Origin of the sequence: Streptococcus oralis subsp. dentisani (assembly GCF_002860905.1) — a bacterium.
Taxonomy (GTDB): domain Bacteria; phylum Bacillota; class Bacilli; order Lactobacillales; family Streptococcaceae; genus Streptococcus; species Streptococcus oralis_BA.
The window spans coordinates 315,209-331,932 of sequence record NZ_PKIG01000002.1; the positions used below are offsets into that span (position 1 = coordinate 315,209).

Here is a 16,724-nt window from a genome sequence, read left to right on the forward strand (position 1 = left end):
CCTGATTTTACATTTTATTTCACATCAAAAACAATGGATTTGACATTTGTCATCGCTTCAATGCTATATTTAATTCCTTGCACTCCAGCTCCAGAACCTTTGACACCAAGGAATGGGAAATTATCTGGACCACGTTGGGTTTTATTATTAATATGAACTGTACCCACTTCAAGTTTTTCAGCAATTTCAAAGGCCTTTTTGAAATCATTTGTAAAGACTGAGGATTGAAGACCGAATTCAGATTCGTTGGCAAAGGCAATTGCTTCTTCTACATTAGCCACACGAATAATTGGTAAAACAGGGCCAAATGGCTCTTCCCATGCTACTTTCATATCTTTTGTCACTTGGTCAAAAAGCACTGGCCAGAGAAGATTGCCCTCACGTTTGATTGGTGTAAGAGCCTGAGCCCCTTTTTCTTGTGCATCCTCAATCAAGCCCCAAATAAAGTCGGCTGAAGCATTGTCAATAACAGGTGTAATATCAGCATTGTCAAATGGGTCACCAACTGTTAATTTAGCAACCTCTGCTTGAAGCAAAGTAACTAATGTATCTGCAACACTTTCGAGAACAATAACACGTTTAATGGCCGTGCAACGTTGCCCTGAGTAGTTAAAGGCACCCGCAACAATTTGCTTGGCAGCATGTTCCAAATCTGCATCTTCTAGTACAAGAGCTGCATCTTTCCCACCAAGCTCCAGCATGATAGGACGCATACCAGCTAAACGACCAATACGTTCTCCGATAGGGGTTGATCCTGTAAAGTTGATGAAGTTGACTTCTTTGTGCTCAATGATATAATCCCCAATTTCTGAACCACGCCCCGTAATGGTATTGAAAACACCTGCTGGAATCCCTGCTTCTTCAAATGCTTTAGCCAACAAGAGACCAGAAATAGAACCTTGTGTTGGTGGCTTAAACATAACCACATTCCCTGCAATCAAAGCCGGAGCAATCTTAGATCCAGAAAGGTTGACTGGATAGTTAAAGGGAGCAATAGCTAGCACGACTCCAACCGGCTCACGACGGACAACAGCCAGTTTGTTTTTACTTGCTGCCTCAAAACCACCACCTTCCATTGCTTGTCCAGTGATACGGAGACCTTCCTCAGCAGCATAACGAATCAAGTCTGCTGTACGCACTACTTCTCCAATGGCTGCTTTAATCCCTTTTGCTACTTCTTTGGCAAGGATAGTACCAATTTTTTCTTTATCGCGTTCTAAAATAGCTGCTGTTTTATGCAAATAAGCCGCACGTTCAACTGCTGACAAAGCACGCCATGCAGGCAAGGCTGCACGCGCAGCTTGCATAGCCTCATCTACTTCTGCTTGGCTCATAGCGGGTACTGTCCCTAATTCTTCTTGATTGATTGGTGAATAAATCGTAATTTCTTTTTCAGATGATTTCCATTCTCCATTTACTAAATTATTATATCTTGTCAAATTCTCGTCCTCCTAAAAATGATTAAGATATATTTTACCAAATTTTCAGAAAATTACAACCCTTTTTGCAATATTTTTGAGATTATTTTCACAAGCTTGACTTTTCAAACTATTTGAACTCTTTTGTTAAGCAGTCAGTACAAGAAGAAAAGGCTTAGATGAACTAAACCTTTTTCATGCTATGTTATTCTTCATTGAGTTTTATAATTTTTAGCAAGAAGATATCCTAGAAATTATACGGCACAATTGAAAACTTTTGATTTTTTCTACAAGACTTTAAAGACGCTGGTGCTAACGCCACCAACCATGTCTTTATCACTTAAATGGCTATTGGTCACCAATAGTTCTAGATTTCCAGCATTTTCAAACTGGAAGTCTTGCCCTTTAGTATTAAATACAACCAGTAAATGGTCTTCCCCTTGAATCTCATAGACAATCAAACCACTATGTTCATTTGCTGAATGAACAAAAACATGATGGTAAATTTCATCATAAGTAGGGTAAGAAAAGGCACCGGTTCCTGTCTTCAATAGAATCATCTGACGGATAAACTCAATACTATCTTGACGCTCATTAATCAAGTCCCAGTTCACTTGGTTCACACTGTCTGGAGCATTATAGCTATTCATAGCACGCTCTCTATCATCATGGGTCAACTCACCATTTTCACCAGTCGCAACTAGTTTGGTACGACCAAATTCTTGACCGATTTCCATAAAGGCCATCCCTTGCATGAGTAGGTTCATAGCTGTGGCTGTCTCAACCTTGCGCATGATTTGTTCTGAACTTTGGTCTGGATGAAGAGTTGCCAATAAATCGTGAAGATTGTAATTGTCATGGGCTTCCACATAGTTAAGTACTTGATTTGGATGTGTATAGGTTCCTAATTCACGACTGCCTAGGATTGCTTTGGCAAGAATTGGCTCTGTCGCAGCACCGCTGACAAAACCTGATTTAATTGCACCGTAAACTTCTCCACCTTTGACAGCATCACGCTGATTGTCATTAAAGAAACCAATATTTGGCATTTCGTAGGCGTTGTCCTTCTTAGCCTTATCATAAGGGGCAAGACCTGTTCCCATGTCCCAACCTTCTCCATAAAGGATAATGTTAGGGTCAATTTCATTCAAACTCTGACGAATCATCTGCATAGTCTTGACATCATGAATCCCCATCAAGTCAAAACGGAAGCCGTCAATATTGTATTCCTGTACCCAGTATAGGAGGGAATCAATCATATACTTGCGGAACATTTCGTGTTCACTGGCTGTTTCATTTCCAACACCCGTTCCATTCTGGAAGGTACCGTCTGGGTTCATACGATAATAGTAATCAGGGACAGTTGTTTGGAAAGGTGCATCAACAACTGAAAAAGTATGGTTATAGACTACATCCATAATGACACCAATACCTGCATCGTGATAAGCTTGAACCATGGTCTTCAAATCACGAATGACCTGAGCTGGATCATCTGGATTAGTTGAAAGGCTCGTTTCTGGTGCGTTATAGTTTTGTGGGTCATAACCCCAGTTGTAGGTTACATTACCATCCTCATCGTATTCTTTATGACGGTCTGCAATTGGTTGCAATTGAACATAATTGTAGCCCAGCTTCTTGATGTAATCAAAAGCAGTTGACTGGCCGTACTGGTTAACTGTTCCAGTCTGAGCAGCACCTAAGAAAGTTCCTCTAAGATGTTCATCCACACCTGAGGTCGGTGATTTGGTCAAATCACGAATGTGCATTTCACAGATAACTGCCTTACATGGGTTTGCCAAGCGCCAAGTAGCCTCCGAACCATGCTTGACCTCGAAGTTTTCAACTTGCTTTTCTGCATAACTCAGAATAGCTGAACGTTTGCCATCAGGGCTGGTCGCGATGGTATAAGGATCGCGTGTCAGTGTTTGGTGATGAGGGAATTGGACTTGATAGTGATAAGCCTTACCAGTCAAATCTTCCTCAACATCCAAACTCCAAACACCGATTGTATTGTCTTTATGGTTATAAGAGTAGCTATTTCCTCTCTCCATATCAAAAGTTTTCCAAACAGGTGCATCATTAGTAGCTGATTCATAAACCACAACCTGCACTGCTGTCGCTGTTGGAGCCCAAAGAGCAAAATGAGCCTGATTGTTCTCTACACGGCACCCCAATTCCCCTTGGTAGCCCCAGTGATGATCAAAACTAGCACTGTTAATGGCCTTATCAAAGGCAAAAGGATTTTGATTTTTATAGAAAGGACTAGCAATAGCAGGATTTTCAGAGTAATAAATTCTATCATCCCCTTCCAAAATCCAGACCTCTGTTAAAAGAGGATAGTAATTAAAACGGATAGCATACTCTTTACTGGTTTGACCCGTGTGAACTACAAAATTCAAACTTTCTAAGGCATAAGAACTTGGATGTTCAAAGTTAAATAAGGCACCAAAATAATCTTCTTTGTAGGTCAGTAAATCAATTCGTTGATCCTGACTTTTTACAAAAGAGCAGGTATCGTATTCACCATTCTTGCGATGGTAATGAATGCGCATAGGGTAGTTATACATTGTTTTTATTTTTCCTTTTTACTTCTTGATTTGTTTCTATTTCACTAATAAATTCTTGACCGATTTTGTCCCGATTAACAAACTAGTTTACTGTCTAAACTCTGGTTTTAAACTATCATTACAGACTTTCTAACCAAGCTTCATCTCGAACTTCAATTCCAAGTTCCTGTGCTTTTTGCAGTTTACTTCCAGCATCTGCTCCTGCAACAACAAGGTCTGTCTTTTTAGAAACACTGCCTGTTACTTTAGCTCCCAAGCTTTCGAGTTTACTTTTAGCTTCTGAGCGTTTGAGTCGTTCCAATTTTCCTGTCAACACAACGGTCAAACCTGACAAGGCTGCATCCGCTACTACAGTTTGGCCTTTATAGTCCAGATTGACCCCAGCTTCTTTCAATTCTTTAAGCAGAATTTCAGAGCCCTCTGTCGCAAAATAAGTCTGAAGACTCTTGGCAATCACACCACCCAGACTTTCAATACTAGCTACTTCGTCTGGATCTGCCTGAGCCAGATTTTCAATCGAGTGAAAATGTTGAAGTAAAAGCTGACTGGCCTTACTGCCGACATGACGAATGCCTAAACCAAACAAGAGCTTCTCGGCAGAATTTTCCTTAGATGCTTGGATTGCCTGATACAGTTTAGCAGCGGACTTTTCCTTAACACCTTCTAAAAGTAGGAAATCCTCTTCTTGTAATCGGTAAATATCCGCCACATCCTTAACCAGATTAGCAGCAAATAGTTTCTCAACGATAGATGGACCAAGTCCTGTAATATTCATGGCATCTCGAGAGGCAAAGTGGATCAAGCCTTCCATGATTTGGGCAGGACAACGTGGATTGATACAACGAAGGGCAACTTCATCTTCAAAGTGCAACAAGTCAGAGTCACAACTTGGGCAGTTTGTAGGGATATCTAGTTTTTCTTCAGAAACCCGTTTGGATTCTACTACACGTAAAACGGCAGGGATGATGTCACCAGCCTTATAGACGATAACCGTATCGTCTTTGCGGATATCTTTTTCAGTAATATAATCCACATTGTGCAGAGTCGCACGGCTAACAGTTGTCCCAGCAAGCTGAACAGGAGTCAGATTGGCAGTTGGGGTCACAACACCAGTACGGCCAACTGTCCAGTCAACAGATAAGAGTTGGGCTTCTTTTTCCTCAGCAGGGAATTTATAGGCTACTGCCCACTTGGGAGCCTTAACGGTAAAGCCAAGCTCTTCTTGGCCTGCAAGGTCATTGACCTTAATCACAACCCCATCGATATCATAAGGCAGATTGTCTCGCTCCTGTCCTACTTTTTGGATAAAATTCCAGATTTCATCCATGCTTTCAGCCAGAATTCGCTTAGGATTGACTACAAAACCGAGCTGTTCTAGGTGCTTCAAAACTTTTTCTTGGCTGTCTCGAGTCGAAGGGCTAGCTTCTTGATAGAGGAAAGTGGCAAGATTACGCTTGGCAACTACTGCTGTATCCAACTGACGCAGGGTTCCTGCCGCCGCATTTCGAGGATTAGCAAATTCAGGCTCTCCATTTTCTTGGCGAGCTTGGTTAACCTGGTCAAAAGAAGCGCGTGGCATATAACATTCCCCACGAACTGTGATATCTAGTTCTTCTGGCAAGGTCAAAGGAATGTCCTTAACACGCTTGAGGTTTTCAGTGATATTCTCCCCAATAGAACCATCTCCTCGCGTTGCACCGGCAACTAAAATCCCCTTCTCATAAGTCAGCGAGATGGATAAGCCATCGATTTTCAGCTCACAAATATAGGTAGGATGAGCCACTTCCTTACGAACACGCGCATCAAAAGCTTCAAGCTCCTCACGTGAAAAAGCATCCTGCAAACTATAAAGAGGATACTGATGACTGTATTTTTCAAAACCATCTAAAACCTTGCCACCAACACGATGGGTCGGACTGTCTGCTAATACTTGATCTGGATAGGCAGCCTCCAACTCAACCAACTCACGGTAAAGTCGGTCATACTCACTATCTGAAACCGACGGATTGTCACTGGTGTAGTACTCGGTCGCATAGCGATTGAGCAAGGCAACTAACTCATTCATTCTTTTATTCATAAAACCATTTTACCATAAACTAAGCCCTCCTCACAAACGAGAAGGGCGGAAAAAAACACTTAGATTGGAATTATTTTTAAAACTCAAACAGACTTATAGCTCTTTTTTAAAATGAGTTCGAACATAGCCTAGAGCTAAGAAAGATAAGACAACAACTCCAAGTCCTATAATCAAGAAAGAATAAAGATAGACACTTGGCAGCCAGGTCATTAAACCTGTTGCAATAGGCATAAATAGTATAGCTAAGGTATAAATCGAATTGAGAACTCTTCCCAGATATTCACCTTCAACCTTGGTTTGTACTTGAGTAAAAAAGTGAATATTGAAAATCGTCATAAAGAGTTCACAAACGAAATTGCCTGAAAAAGCAAGATAGGATGGGAGAGTGAATCCCATTATCATCACTCCAAGTCCAGTCAGAGCCAATAAAAACAGAAGCATTTCCAGACTGGCTTTAATCTTACTAGCTAGTAGCGCCCCAACAATAGACCCAATAGTACCCATTGTTAAAATAGTGGCATAGGCACCTTGTACTCCATAGAGCTGATTTGAAAAGGGAAGGAGATAATTAAAAGCTGCGAAGAAAAAATTGACACTTGAAGCCATGACTAACAAAAAGAAGATTTCCTTTTGCTTCACAATATAGTGAACTCCCTCCTTGATATCAGCACAAATAACTTTGAATGTAAGTTTCTTCTCACCCAAAGTCTTCTCTTCTTTCTTTGGAAGCAAGGCTACCAAGCCAAAAGCGAGAAAAAAACTAAGGGCATCTAATACCAAGGTAATGCGAAGACTTGCGAATTGTAAAACCAGAAAAGAGAGTACAGGGGAACTCACACTGACAACCTGCAAGACCAACTCCAAACGAGAATTGTAGAGGACCAGTTCATCCTTCTCTACCAATTCTGTGATAATGGCCTTATTTGCTGGTCTAGAAAAGGCGAAAGCAATAGCCTGCACAATATTGGCAAAAATCAAAGCCCCAATCATCCAGCTGTCATTCCTTATGAAAGAAATAGCCAGACAAAGAATCCCACAAACAAGGTCTGTAGTCATTAAAATCTTACGACGAGAAAAACGGTCTGAAATGACTCCGCCAAAAGGATTTACGAGAATAGATGTGACGAGTTCAGAAATCTGATACATTCCTAAAACAGTCTGTCCGATAGTCCCCATGGAAGCCAACCAGACACTATTTCCATAATCATAGAGCATATTTCCTATCTTGTTAACAGCTCCACGGCTAATCAACTGTACTGCATAGCGATTCATATAAAAACTCCTCTCAAATTTTGAAACTATTGTATCAAAACCGAAAGGAGCTTCTTTCTTTTTCCCATATTTGGGAAAATTAATCTTTGACAAATTTTTCGTAGTGTTCTTGATAGTAGGCTACTTGCTCTGGAAGACCTAGCACGTCAAAAATATGCATGGCCTCTTGCATTTGCTTACAACCTTCTTTACACTGTCCTTTTTGGTACCAGGCAAAACCTTTTAAGTAATGTAAAATATTTCGTTCATACAGATTAATGTTTTTACCAATAATCTTCTCTGTATAAGTCTCAAAATAGCTTGCATTGTCAAAAGAAAGATGCTCTAAACAATGCTGGTAACAATTGAGGGCTAAAATCAAAACTAATCTCTTATGGCGACCAATCTCTTGGTAAAATTCCTCCCTCTCCATAACTTCTCTACCAATCCGAGTGACATAGTCCACATCGTAGAAACTATAGAGGTTCCCGAAAAGAATCAACTCATACATGGTCCATTCTTCTGTTTTGAAGAGATAATCTGCTACCTTATCCAAATCATCCTGCTTCATATCATAAGTCGCATCTCTTTGACAAATCAGACCTTGTAACAAAATCCAGTTCAGCTCAAAATAAAGGGGAGTCGTCGAACTCTTAGCCTTTTCAAGTTGTTCTTCTTGAAGCTTTTGAAAACCTGCAATATTATTTGAGTAGTAAAGCGGAATAATTTGTCCCATCATAGCAACATGTTCATGATTATGGAAATCCCTAGCCTTGTCCATGAAATTTTCGATTGTTACATGAATGTTATCCAAAATCTCAAAGAAACGCGAGACTGCTAGGTCAGACTCCCCAAGCTCAAAGCGAGATAACTGAGAGGTTGAACAGGACTCCCCTGCCGCCTCCTTTAAAGAATAATTTCCACTTGTACGAAATTCACGAAATACTTTTCCAAGATGTTCCATCTTTACACCTGCTCTGATAATTCTTCCCATTCAGACATGGCTTCTTCCTGCTGGTGACTAATTTTGTCCAGCTCAGCCTGTAATTCCATGAGTTTGTCGGCGTCGTTTGTCTCCAACATTTGTTCAGAAATGGCTTGGCTTTGACTTTCTAACTCTTCTATTTCGGCTTCTAGATTTTCAATTTGTCGCATGAGTTTGCGAACTTCTTTTTGACTTTCTTTCTGAGCTTGATAGTCATTAACTGGACTTGATTCTTTTGCTTGATTGCTAGTTGAAGCTTCCTCAGCCTGATTAATTTCCATTTCAGACTTTTTATCAACATAGTAGTCGTAATCTCCCAAGTAAAGAGTCGAACCATTCTCAGACAATTCCAGTACATGAGTTGCTACACGATTGATAAAGTAACGGTCATGGCTGATGAATAGAAGGGTGCCATCAAAGTCAATCAAGGCATTTTCTAGCACTTCCTTGCTATCAATATCCAGGTGGTTGGTCGGCTCATCCAGAATCAAGAAGTTATTGTTTTCCATAGACAATTTAGCCAAAAGCAAACGAGCTTTCTCGCCACCAGACAGCATGCCGACTGATTTTTTAACATCATCTCCTGAGAAAAGGAAGGCACCTAGACGGTTGCGAATTTCAACTTCTGGTGTCAGTTTAAAATCATTCCAGAGTTCATCCAGAACCGTATTACTTGGTGTCAGCTTGCTTTGGGTTTGGTCATAGTAACCAACCTCAACATTAGCGCCAAAGCGCTTTTCACCTTGGATAAAAGGAATCTGGTCTACTATAGACTTGATAAAGGTTGATTTCCCAATACCATTTGGACCAACGATGGCAACAGCATTCATCTTACGAAGGTCTAGGTTAATCGGTTGTGACAGTACTTCCCCATCATAGCCAATAGCTGCATTTTCAACAGTCAAAACAACATTGCCCGACGTTTTTTCAGACTGGAAGGTCATATTGGCTGATTTCTTGCCAGCTTCAGGCTTGTCCAAACGCTCCATTTTTTCTAGTTGTTTACGACGGGATTGGGCACGTTTGGTCGTCGAAGCTCGGACTAGATTGCGGTTGACAAAGTCTTCCAGAGCAGCGATCTCCTTCTGCTGCTTTTCATAGTTTTTTGCCTCAGTGGCTAGCTTTTGCTCCTTCAACTCGACAAAACGAGAGTAATTGCCCACATAACGATCCAAGGAATGCTTGGTCAAATCTAGCGTAATTGTCGCAACCTTGTCTAAGAAATAACGGTCATGGCTGACAATAATGAGAGCACCGCTATAATTTATCAAGTAATTCTCTAGCCAAGCAATAGTTTCAATATCCAAGTGGTTGGTTGGCTCGTCCAAGACCAAGAGATTGGGCTTTTCAAGGAGCATTTTAGCTAGAGCCAAACGAGTATTCTGACCACCCGAAAGCTCGGCAATTTTCATCTGCCACATAGATTCGTCAAACTTGAATCCATTCAAAATCGCTCGAATATCAGCTTCATAAGTGAAACCACCTGCTTGGCGAAAATTCTCAGATAAGCGGTCATAATCTGACATCAGCTTATTCAAGTCCTCACCAGACTTTTCACCCATCTCCAACTCCATCTTACGCAGTTGTTTCTCAGTCCGACGCAGGTCATCAAAGACATGAAGCATCTCATCGTAGATAGTGTTTTCAGATTCAAAACGGCTATCTTGGGCTAGGTAAGACAGAGAAATATCTTTTTTCTTATTGATTTCTCCACTAGTTGGCTCCTCTTCTCCAACTAAAATCTTCAAAAGAGTAGACTTACCTGCTCCATTTTTCCCAACAAGGGCAATCCTGTCTCGTTCATCAACCTGCAGGTTGATATTATCAAAAAGAACCTCTCCTGCAAAAGAACGTTCAATTTTATTAGCTTGTAAAATAATCATACAAGTAGTATAGCATGTTTCCCTAAGGCATTCAAGACTTGATAAACAGGCATATGTCACTACTTTTCTGAAAATTATGCTAAGGTTTTACTAAAATGTTAAAAAGTGCTATAATGTGAACGGTTAAAACAATTTACAAAAAGGAGAATTTTAATGTCTTACCAAGAAAATTACCAGAAATGGGTTGATTTTGCGGAGCTTCCTGACTACCTTCGTCAAGATTTGGAAAATATGGATGAAAAAACAAAGGAAGATGCCTTCTATACAAATCTTGAATTTGGTACTGCAGGTATGCGTGGCTTGATTGGTGCTGGTACAAACCGCATCAACATCTACGTTGTTCGCCAAGCTACTGAAGGATTGGCTCGTTTGATTGAGTCAAAAGGTGGAAACGAAAAAGAACGTGGTGTCGCAATCGCCTACGATAGCCGTCACTTCTCACCAGAGTTTGCCTTTGAATCTGCGGCAGTTCTTGCTAAACACGGCATCAAATCTTACGTATTTGAAAGCCTACGTCCAACTCCAGAACTATCATTTGCAGTTCGTCACCTCAACTGTTTCGCAGGTATCATGGTCACAGCCAGCCACAACCCTGCGCCATTTAACGGATACAAGGTTTACGGTGAAGACGGTGGACAAATGCCTCCACACGATGCAGACGCTTTGACTACTTATATCCGTGCAATCGAAAACCCATTTGCAGTTGAAGTTGCTGATGTGGAAGCTGAAAAAGCTTCTGGCTTGATTGAAGTTATCGGCGAAGCTGTTGACGTAGAATACCTCAAAGAAGTTAAGGATGTTAACATCAACCCAGCCTTGATTGAAGAATTCGGTAAAGACATGAAGATTGTCTACACACCACTTCATGGTACTGGGGAAATGTTGGCTCGTCGTGCTCTTGCCCAAGCAGGATTTGATTCTGTTCAAGTCGTTGAAGCGCAAGCAACTGCTGACCCAGACTTCTCAACTGTAAAATCTCCGAACCCAGAAAGCCAAGCAGCCTTTGCCCTCGCTGAAGAACTTGGTCGTCAAGTTGGTGCAGATGTTCTTGTTGCAACTGACCCAGACGCTGACCGTGTTGGTGTTGAAGTTCTTCAAAAAGATGGTAGCTACCTTAACCTTTCAGGTAACCAAATCGGTGCTATCATGGCTAAATACATCTTAGAAGCCCACAAAAACGCTGGAACTCTTCCTGAAAATGCAGCCCTATGTAAATCTATCGTATCAACTGACTTGGTAACGAAGATTGCTGAAAGCTACGGCGCAACCATGTTCAACGTTTTGACAGGTTTCAAATTTATTGCTGAAAAAATCCAAGAATTCGAAGAAAAACACAATCACACTTACATGATGGGATTTGAAGAAAGCTTCGGTTACTTGATTAAACCATTCGTACGTGATAAAGATGCTATCCAAGCCGTTCTTGTCGTTGCTGAACTTGCTGCCTACTACCGTTCACGTGGTTTAACACTAGCTGACGGTATCGAAGAAATTTACAAAGAGTACGGCTACTATGCTGAAAAGACTATCTCTGTTACCCTTTCAGGTGTCGATGGTGCTGAACAAATCAAAGCAATTATGGCTAAATTCCGTAACAACGCTCCAAAAGAATGGAACACAACAGCTATCACTGTCGTGGAAGACTTCAAAGCTCAAACTGCTACTGCAGCTGACGGTACTGTTACAAACTTGACAACTCCTCCAAGTGATGTGTTGAAATACACACTTGCTGACGGTTCATGGATTGCCGTTCGCCCTTCAGGTACAGAACCAAAAATCAAGTTCTACATTGCAGTTGTAGGGGAAACCAACGAAGAATCACAAGCTAAGATTGCTAACATCGAAGCAGAAATCAATGCTTTTGTAAAATAAAATCCTATTAAAGATGAGACAAATCAATCTCATCTTTTTTTCGTATCAAATCTAAGCAATTTTAGAAACTTTATGGCATACTAGACTTATCAATGAAAGCGAGGTAATCTCATGGAACAATTTTTAGATAACATCAAAGACCTTGAAGTCACTACAGTTGCGCGTGCACAAGAAGCTCTTGATAATAAAGAAACTGCAACCTTCTTTATTGGTCGCAAAACTTGCCCTTACTGCCGTAAATTTGCAGGTACTTTAGCAGGTGTCGTAGCTGAAACCAAAGCTCACATCTACTTCATCAATAGTGAAGAACCAAGCCAACTCAATGAGTTGCAAGCATTCCGCTCACGCTACGGAATCCCAACTGTACCAGGTTTTGTTCACATTGCAGATGGACAAATAAATGTCCGTTGCGACTCTTCAATGTCAGCACAAGAAATTAAAGATTTTGCAGGATTGTAAAAAATCAGCTAACAAGTTTTAAAATCACAAAAACGCTTTGTGAAGTACATAGATTTCTAGGATACAACAAAAATGTTGTATCCTTTTTTCGCAAAGAAATACCAAAGACAAAAATAAAAAACGTTGATTTAACAACGTTTTACCAAGGAATTCAAAAGAATGCAAAGGAATAATGGAGCCGGTGGGAGTCGAACCCACGTCCAAACACCTGCCAACATATTTGTCTACAACCATAGGTTATGTATTAGTTTAACAGTCCCTCGACACATAACTCAAGCCTAGAAACTGCGAGTCTATCAATCTCTTATCAAGCCGCTAGACAAGACTCAATCGTATCTCGCTAATAATAAGACCTGTCATTGAACACGAGCAATCCAAATCGGGTCACGCCTGCTGGTTTTTAGGCAGCTAGAGCGTAAGAAGTGTTATTTTTTGCAGTTATATTTAACTGAGCGTTTACGTCGCCACACGAGTCGCAAAATATGCCTCATAATGCCTGTCGAATCCGTAACGACCCCAAAAGACAATAAAACAATTATACCTTATCTAACTCAAAAATGCAAAAGAGAAAGCAACTAACTAAAAAAGATAGTCTTTCAGGGCTTTGGTCAAAACCTGATAACCAGTAACACTAAGGTGCAATCCATCAGTTGTATATTCTTTTTTTAGTTGACCTTCTTGGTCTATCAAACTATCAAAAACTGGCAAAAATTCCACCTGCATATAGGCAGAAGCAAGCTCTTGATAGGCGTGATTCCAGTTCTGAATTTTTTCATTCGTGCGAATATAGACTGTCTGCTTGTACTCCTCTCCCTCATTGACTGGCAAAATGGAAAGCAATTTAATCTCAGTCAATGGATAATCGCGAGAAATGGATTGAATGATAGCTTCGAGATTATTAAGAGCCTCATTCACAGGCACATCTTTTCCGATATCATTTGTCCCAATCAGAAGGACAATTTTATCTACTGCTCCACCGTACAGATGAGCATCAAGGTTCTTTAGCAACAGCCCTGTCTGATAGCCACGAATTCCACGATTAACAATCGTCTTCGAAGCCCCAAACAACTCCTGTAGAGGGTAATACTCAACAATGGAATCCCCAATGAAAAGGATATCAGGCTCTAGAACAGAAACCTGATTTAAGTGACGATACTTGGTTTGGATTTTTCCTTGTTCCTTTAGGAGCCAATTTTCTAATAACTGTACTGCCACTTCATTCTCCTTTTTCTAACCAGTTTTCCAAGACTTGATAAACTCCTCCTTGGCTATTAGCTGGCGCTAGAGCAGTAGCCACAGCTTTGGCTTTATCATCAGCATTTTCCATCGCATAGGCAATTCCAGCCATTTCAAGCATTTCAACATCATTTTCACTGTCACCAAAAGCCATGATTTGTTGGGGGTTCAAGTCCCAGCGCTTGAGTAATTCTTCCAGGCCCCATGCTTTATGAATCCCAGCTTGGAGAATATCAATACAACCATAGCCACTCGAAACAGCCCGAACACGGCCATCAAAGAGGTCATTAATCTCTGCCAAGACCGAACTCAAACGCTCCTCACCAACAACCATGCTCATCTTGAGAACCCCACCAAAGAGGTCAGAGGTTAACTCATCCACAAAATGCATCCGTTGGTAGAATTTTTCAATCATTTCTGGAGTCATAAAACTTTCAAGATCTGTAAAAATCGTACCTTCTTTGACGAAACCACCCTTCATCCCCGTTACAACAAACTGGTCCTGACATTCTCGACCCTTGAAATGAGCCAAAGCCTTATCAACAATGGCATCATCCCAAGTCTGAGCCTGAATCAGTTCATTGTTTTCAAAAATACGAGCACCATTAGCAACCACCAGAACCACTCGATTCACCAAGTGCTCCAGTAGTTGCCTCATGCGGTGAATTTCATTCCCCGTCGCGATGACAAAACGAATACCCCTCTGATCCAACTGATCTAAAATCTTTTCCAGTCGTGGGAGATCAAGCTGGCCTCTAGCATCCAGCAAGGTCCCATCCATATCTGTCGCAATTACTTTAATCGTCATTTTCTTTCCTCTGGATTTAAGCTAGTCCCACTTCAATCCCACATGTTCATTCATTTCTTTATAAGCTGTATCAATTCGTTCCTTAGTCGCTTCATCTAACTGGTCACGATGACTACCACCCTCGATAAAATCTTCTAAGATGTAGGTTTGGTAAAGGTAGAGTGGATAACCTTCTGGAGAATAGGTTCCTTTTGGTGTACGGTTTACCCAAGAAGGATGCGCTTTGGCAGTTTCGATTGTCGTCTTACCGGCTTTTTTCTTAATAGTCACATCCATGAGCACGCCACGTTCAGTCCACTTAGCATTTTCTACCCCTTCCATGGTCTCAATTCGTTGATTTGAAATGAAGTTCCCCATTGAATAGATAATGAGTTTCTTGTCCCCATCTTTTTCAACCGTTTCAGATGGTTCAACTACGTGAGGGTGACCTCCAAATATAATATCTGCTCCCCAATCAATCATCTTGTGATATAAAGCTTTTTGCTCTTCAGTCGGTTCTATGCGATACTCAACACCCATTTGTGGCATGATAATGGTAATATCTGCTTCCTTTTCCGCCCGTTCAATTTCAGACTTCATTTTATTCTCATCTAAATCTGAAAGATAGTGATTATAATCCTCCTGAGAAATATTTTGCTCAATTCCATTAAATCCATAAGAATAAGCCAAAAGTGCAACCTTGATACCATTCACTTCCTTAATGACCAGCGGAGCCTGATCACGTGGCTCGTGTGTATAAACTCCAATTGGAGTGATTCCAGCCTTCTCAATAATATCGGCCGTTGAAATAACTCCCTCAATTTGCGAATCCAAAATATGATTATGAGCCAAATCTAGAACATGATAACCTGCATCCTTAATAGCATCCATAACTTCAGCAGGAGCATTAAAGAGAGGATAACCTGCTAAATAATGATCCTTATTAATGGTCCCTTCAAAGTCACCAATAGCTAAGTCTGCTTGCTTAAGCCAAGGTGTCACATACTCAAAATTCTCATGAAAATCATAGGTTCCATCATCCTTTTTTGCTGAAAAGTAAAGAATATCATGATAAAGCAAATCACCATGAGCCATAATTCTAGCAGTTTTTTCCTCTTCCTGCTCCTGAGACTCTTTCTTAGTTCCTTCTTGATAAATAGTATCTCGTTTTTGACTGGTCAGAGGCAGGCCTTGGAAACTTTCAAACAACAAGACCAAGCCCATTGATAAAGCAACTGCTAGCAAAAGTATCGCCACAAATCCCTTATTACTCCACTTACGATAACTCCTAAAAAAGTTTACAAACCCCCTCATAAAACGAAAAGCTGAACCACTCTGATTTCTATCTTGTCTTCTTTGCATCTTCATTCTCCCTACTTTCTTATGCAAGCCTTTTCTTTTTATTATATCACAGATAAGAAATTCTTTCACAACTGAATCGAACCTGCTAGGTATTTTCTATATAAGCTTAATGCCGTAATGCTTTCAATCCTTGTCATTTTGTGATATCATGTAGAGGTAATGAAAGGAGAGAAAATGTCTGCTATAGAACGTATTACAAAAGCTGCTCACTTGATTGATATGAACGATATTATCCGCGAGGGGAACCCAACTCTACGCGCAGTTGCTGAGGAAGTTACTTTCCCCCTATCTGATCAGGAAATCATCCTTGGTGAAAAGATGATGCAATTCCTCAAACATTCCCAAGATCCTGTCATGGCTGAAAAATTGGGACTCCGCGGTGGGGTTGGACTGGCTGCTCCTCAATTGGATATCTCAAAACGCATTATCGCTGTTTTGGTACCTAATATTGTCGAAGAAGGTGAAACTCCACAGGATGCCTACGACTTGCAAGCCATTATGTACAATCCAAAAATCGTCTCGCACTCTGTTCAAGACGCTGCTCTTGGTGAAGGAGAAGGTTGCCTGTCTGTTGATCGTAACGTGCCTGGCTACGTAGTTCGCCATGCCCGCGTTACTGTTGACTACTTTGACAAAGATGGGGAAAAACACCGTATCAAACTTAAAGGTTATAACTCCATCGTTGTTCAGCATGAAATTGACCACATCAACGGAATCATGTTTTACGATCGTATCAATGAAAAAGACCCATTTGCAGTTAAAGATGGTTTACTAATTCTAGAATAAAGAAAATCCCGTTGCAAGACGGGGTTTTGTGTTATAATAGA

Annotated in this window: 12 protein-coding genes and 1 other RNA gene; 3 read left to right on the forward strand and 10 right to left on the reverse strand. The window is 40.8% G+C overall.

Annotated features, from left to right (window positions below; all coding sequences use genetic code 11):
• Positions 1 to 14 precede the first annotated feature (14 nt).
• From CYK16_RS04595 to CYK16_RS04620, 6 genes are all read right to left on the reverse strand, one after another.
• A complete protein-coding gene (locus CYK16_RS04595; protein WP_101776714.1) occupies positions 15 to 1,439 on the reverse strand; it encodes an NADP-dependent glyceraldehyde-3-phosphate dehydrogenase in 1,425 nt (474 codons plus the stop codon).
• A 266-nt stretch (positions 1,440 to 1,705) separates the two neighbouring features.
• Positions 1,706 to 3,985, reverse strand: coding sequence for a type I pullulanase (gene pulA / locus CYK16_RS04600; RefSeq protein WP_101776715.1), 2,280 nt, complete (start codon positions 3,983 to 3,985; stop codon positions 1,706 to 1,708).
• 118 nt (positions 3,986 to 4,103) lie between these two features.
• Positions 4,104 to 6,062, reverse strand: a complete 1,959-nt coding sequence (ligA, locus tag CYK16_RS04605; protein ID WP_101776716.1) for an NAD-dependent DNA ligase LigA — start codon at positions 6,060 to 6,062, stop codon at positions 4,104 to 4,106.
• Positions 6,063 to 6,155: 93 nt separating this feature from the next.
• Positions 6,156 to 7,334, reverse strand: coding sequence for an MFS transporter (locus CYK16_RS04610; protein ID WP_101776717.1), 1,179 nt, complete (start codon positions 7,332 to 7,334; stop codon positions 6,156 to 6,158).
• 79 nt (positions 7,335 to 7,413) lie between these two features.
• A complete protein-coding gene (locus CYK16_RS04615) occupies positions 7,414 to 8,277 on the reverse strand; it encodes an Rgg family transcriptional regulator (protein ID WP_000400537.1) in 864 nt (287 codons plus the stop codon).
• Between the two features lie 2 nt (positions 8,278 to 8,279).
• Positions 8,280 to 10,181 carry an ABC-F family ATP-binding cassette domain-containing protein gene (locus tag CYK16_RS04620; RefSeq protein WP_101776718.1) on the reverse strand — a complete coding sequence of 634 codons (1,902 nt, stop codon included), beginning with the start codon at positions 10,179 to 10,181 and terminating at the stop codon, positions 8,280 to 8,282.
• A gap of 153 nt (positions 10,182 to 10,334) precedes the next feature.
• Here CYK16_RS04620 and CYK16_RS04625 point away from each other — a divergent pair, with 153 nt between their 5' ends.
• Together CYK16_RS04625 and CYK16_RS04630 are read left to right on the forward strand one after the other, a co-directional pair.
• Positions 10,335 to 12,053, forward strand: coding sequence for a phospho-sugar mutase (locus tag CYK16_RS04625; protein WP_004254235.1), 1,719 nt, complete (start codon positions 10,335 to 10,337; stop codon positions 12,051 to 12,053).
• Positions 12,054 to 12,164: 111 nt separating this feature from the next.
• The gene (locus CYK16_RS04630) at positions 12,165 to 12,512 is read left to right on the forward strand and encodes a thioredoxin (RefSeq protein WP_101776719.1); all 348 of its coding nucleotides are present in this window, start codon (positions 12,165 to 12,167) and stop codon (positions 12,510 to 12,512) included.
• Positions 12,513 to 12,682: 170 nt separating this feature from the next.
• Here the strand turns inward: CYK16_RS04630 and ssrA are convergent.
• The 4 genes from ssrA to CYK16_RS04650 all read right to left on the reverse strand — a co-directional run bounded on the left by ssrA (position 12,683) and on the right by CYK16_RS04650 (position 15,897).
• Positions 12,683 to 13,030, reverse strand: a transfer-messenger RNA (tmRNA) gene (gene ssrA, locus CYK16_RS04635).
• Positions 13,031 to 13,091: 61 nt separating this feature from the next.
• Positions 13,092 to 13,727, reverse strand: a complete 636-nt coding sequence (locus CYK16_RS04640) for an SGNH/GDSL hydrolase family protein (RefSeq protein WP_101776720.1) — start codon at positions 13,725 to 13,727, stop codon at positions 13,092 to 13,094.
• 1 nt (position 13,728) lies between these two features.
• The gene (locus tag CYK16_RS04645) at positions 13,729 to 14,556 is read right to left on the reverse strand and encodes an HAD family hydrolase (RefSeq protein ID WP_101776721.1); all 828 of its coding nucleotides are present in this window, start codon (positions 14,554 to 14,556) and stop codon (positions 13,729 to 13,731) included.
• 21 nt (positions 14,557 to 14,577) lie between these two features.
• Positions 14,578 to 15,897, reverse strand: a complete 1,320-nt coding sequence (locus tag CYK16_RS04650) for a CapA family protein (protein WP_080983794.1) — start codon at positions 15,895 to 15,897, stop codon at positions 14,578 to 14,580.
• A 174-nt stretch (positions 15,898 to 16,071) separates the two neighbouring features.
• Here CYK16_RS04650 and def point away from each other — a divergent pair, with 174 nt between their 5' ends.
• Positions 16,072 to 16,683 carry a peptide deformylase gene (gene def, locus CYK16_RS04655; protein WP_101776722.1) on the forward strand — a complete coding sequence of 204 codons (612 nt, stop codon included), beginning with the start codon at positions 16,072 to 16,074 and terminating at the stop codon, positions 16,681 to 16,683.
• The last annotated feature ends 41 nt before the right edge of the window (positions 16,684 to 16,724 follow it).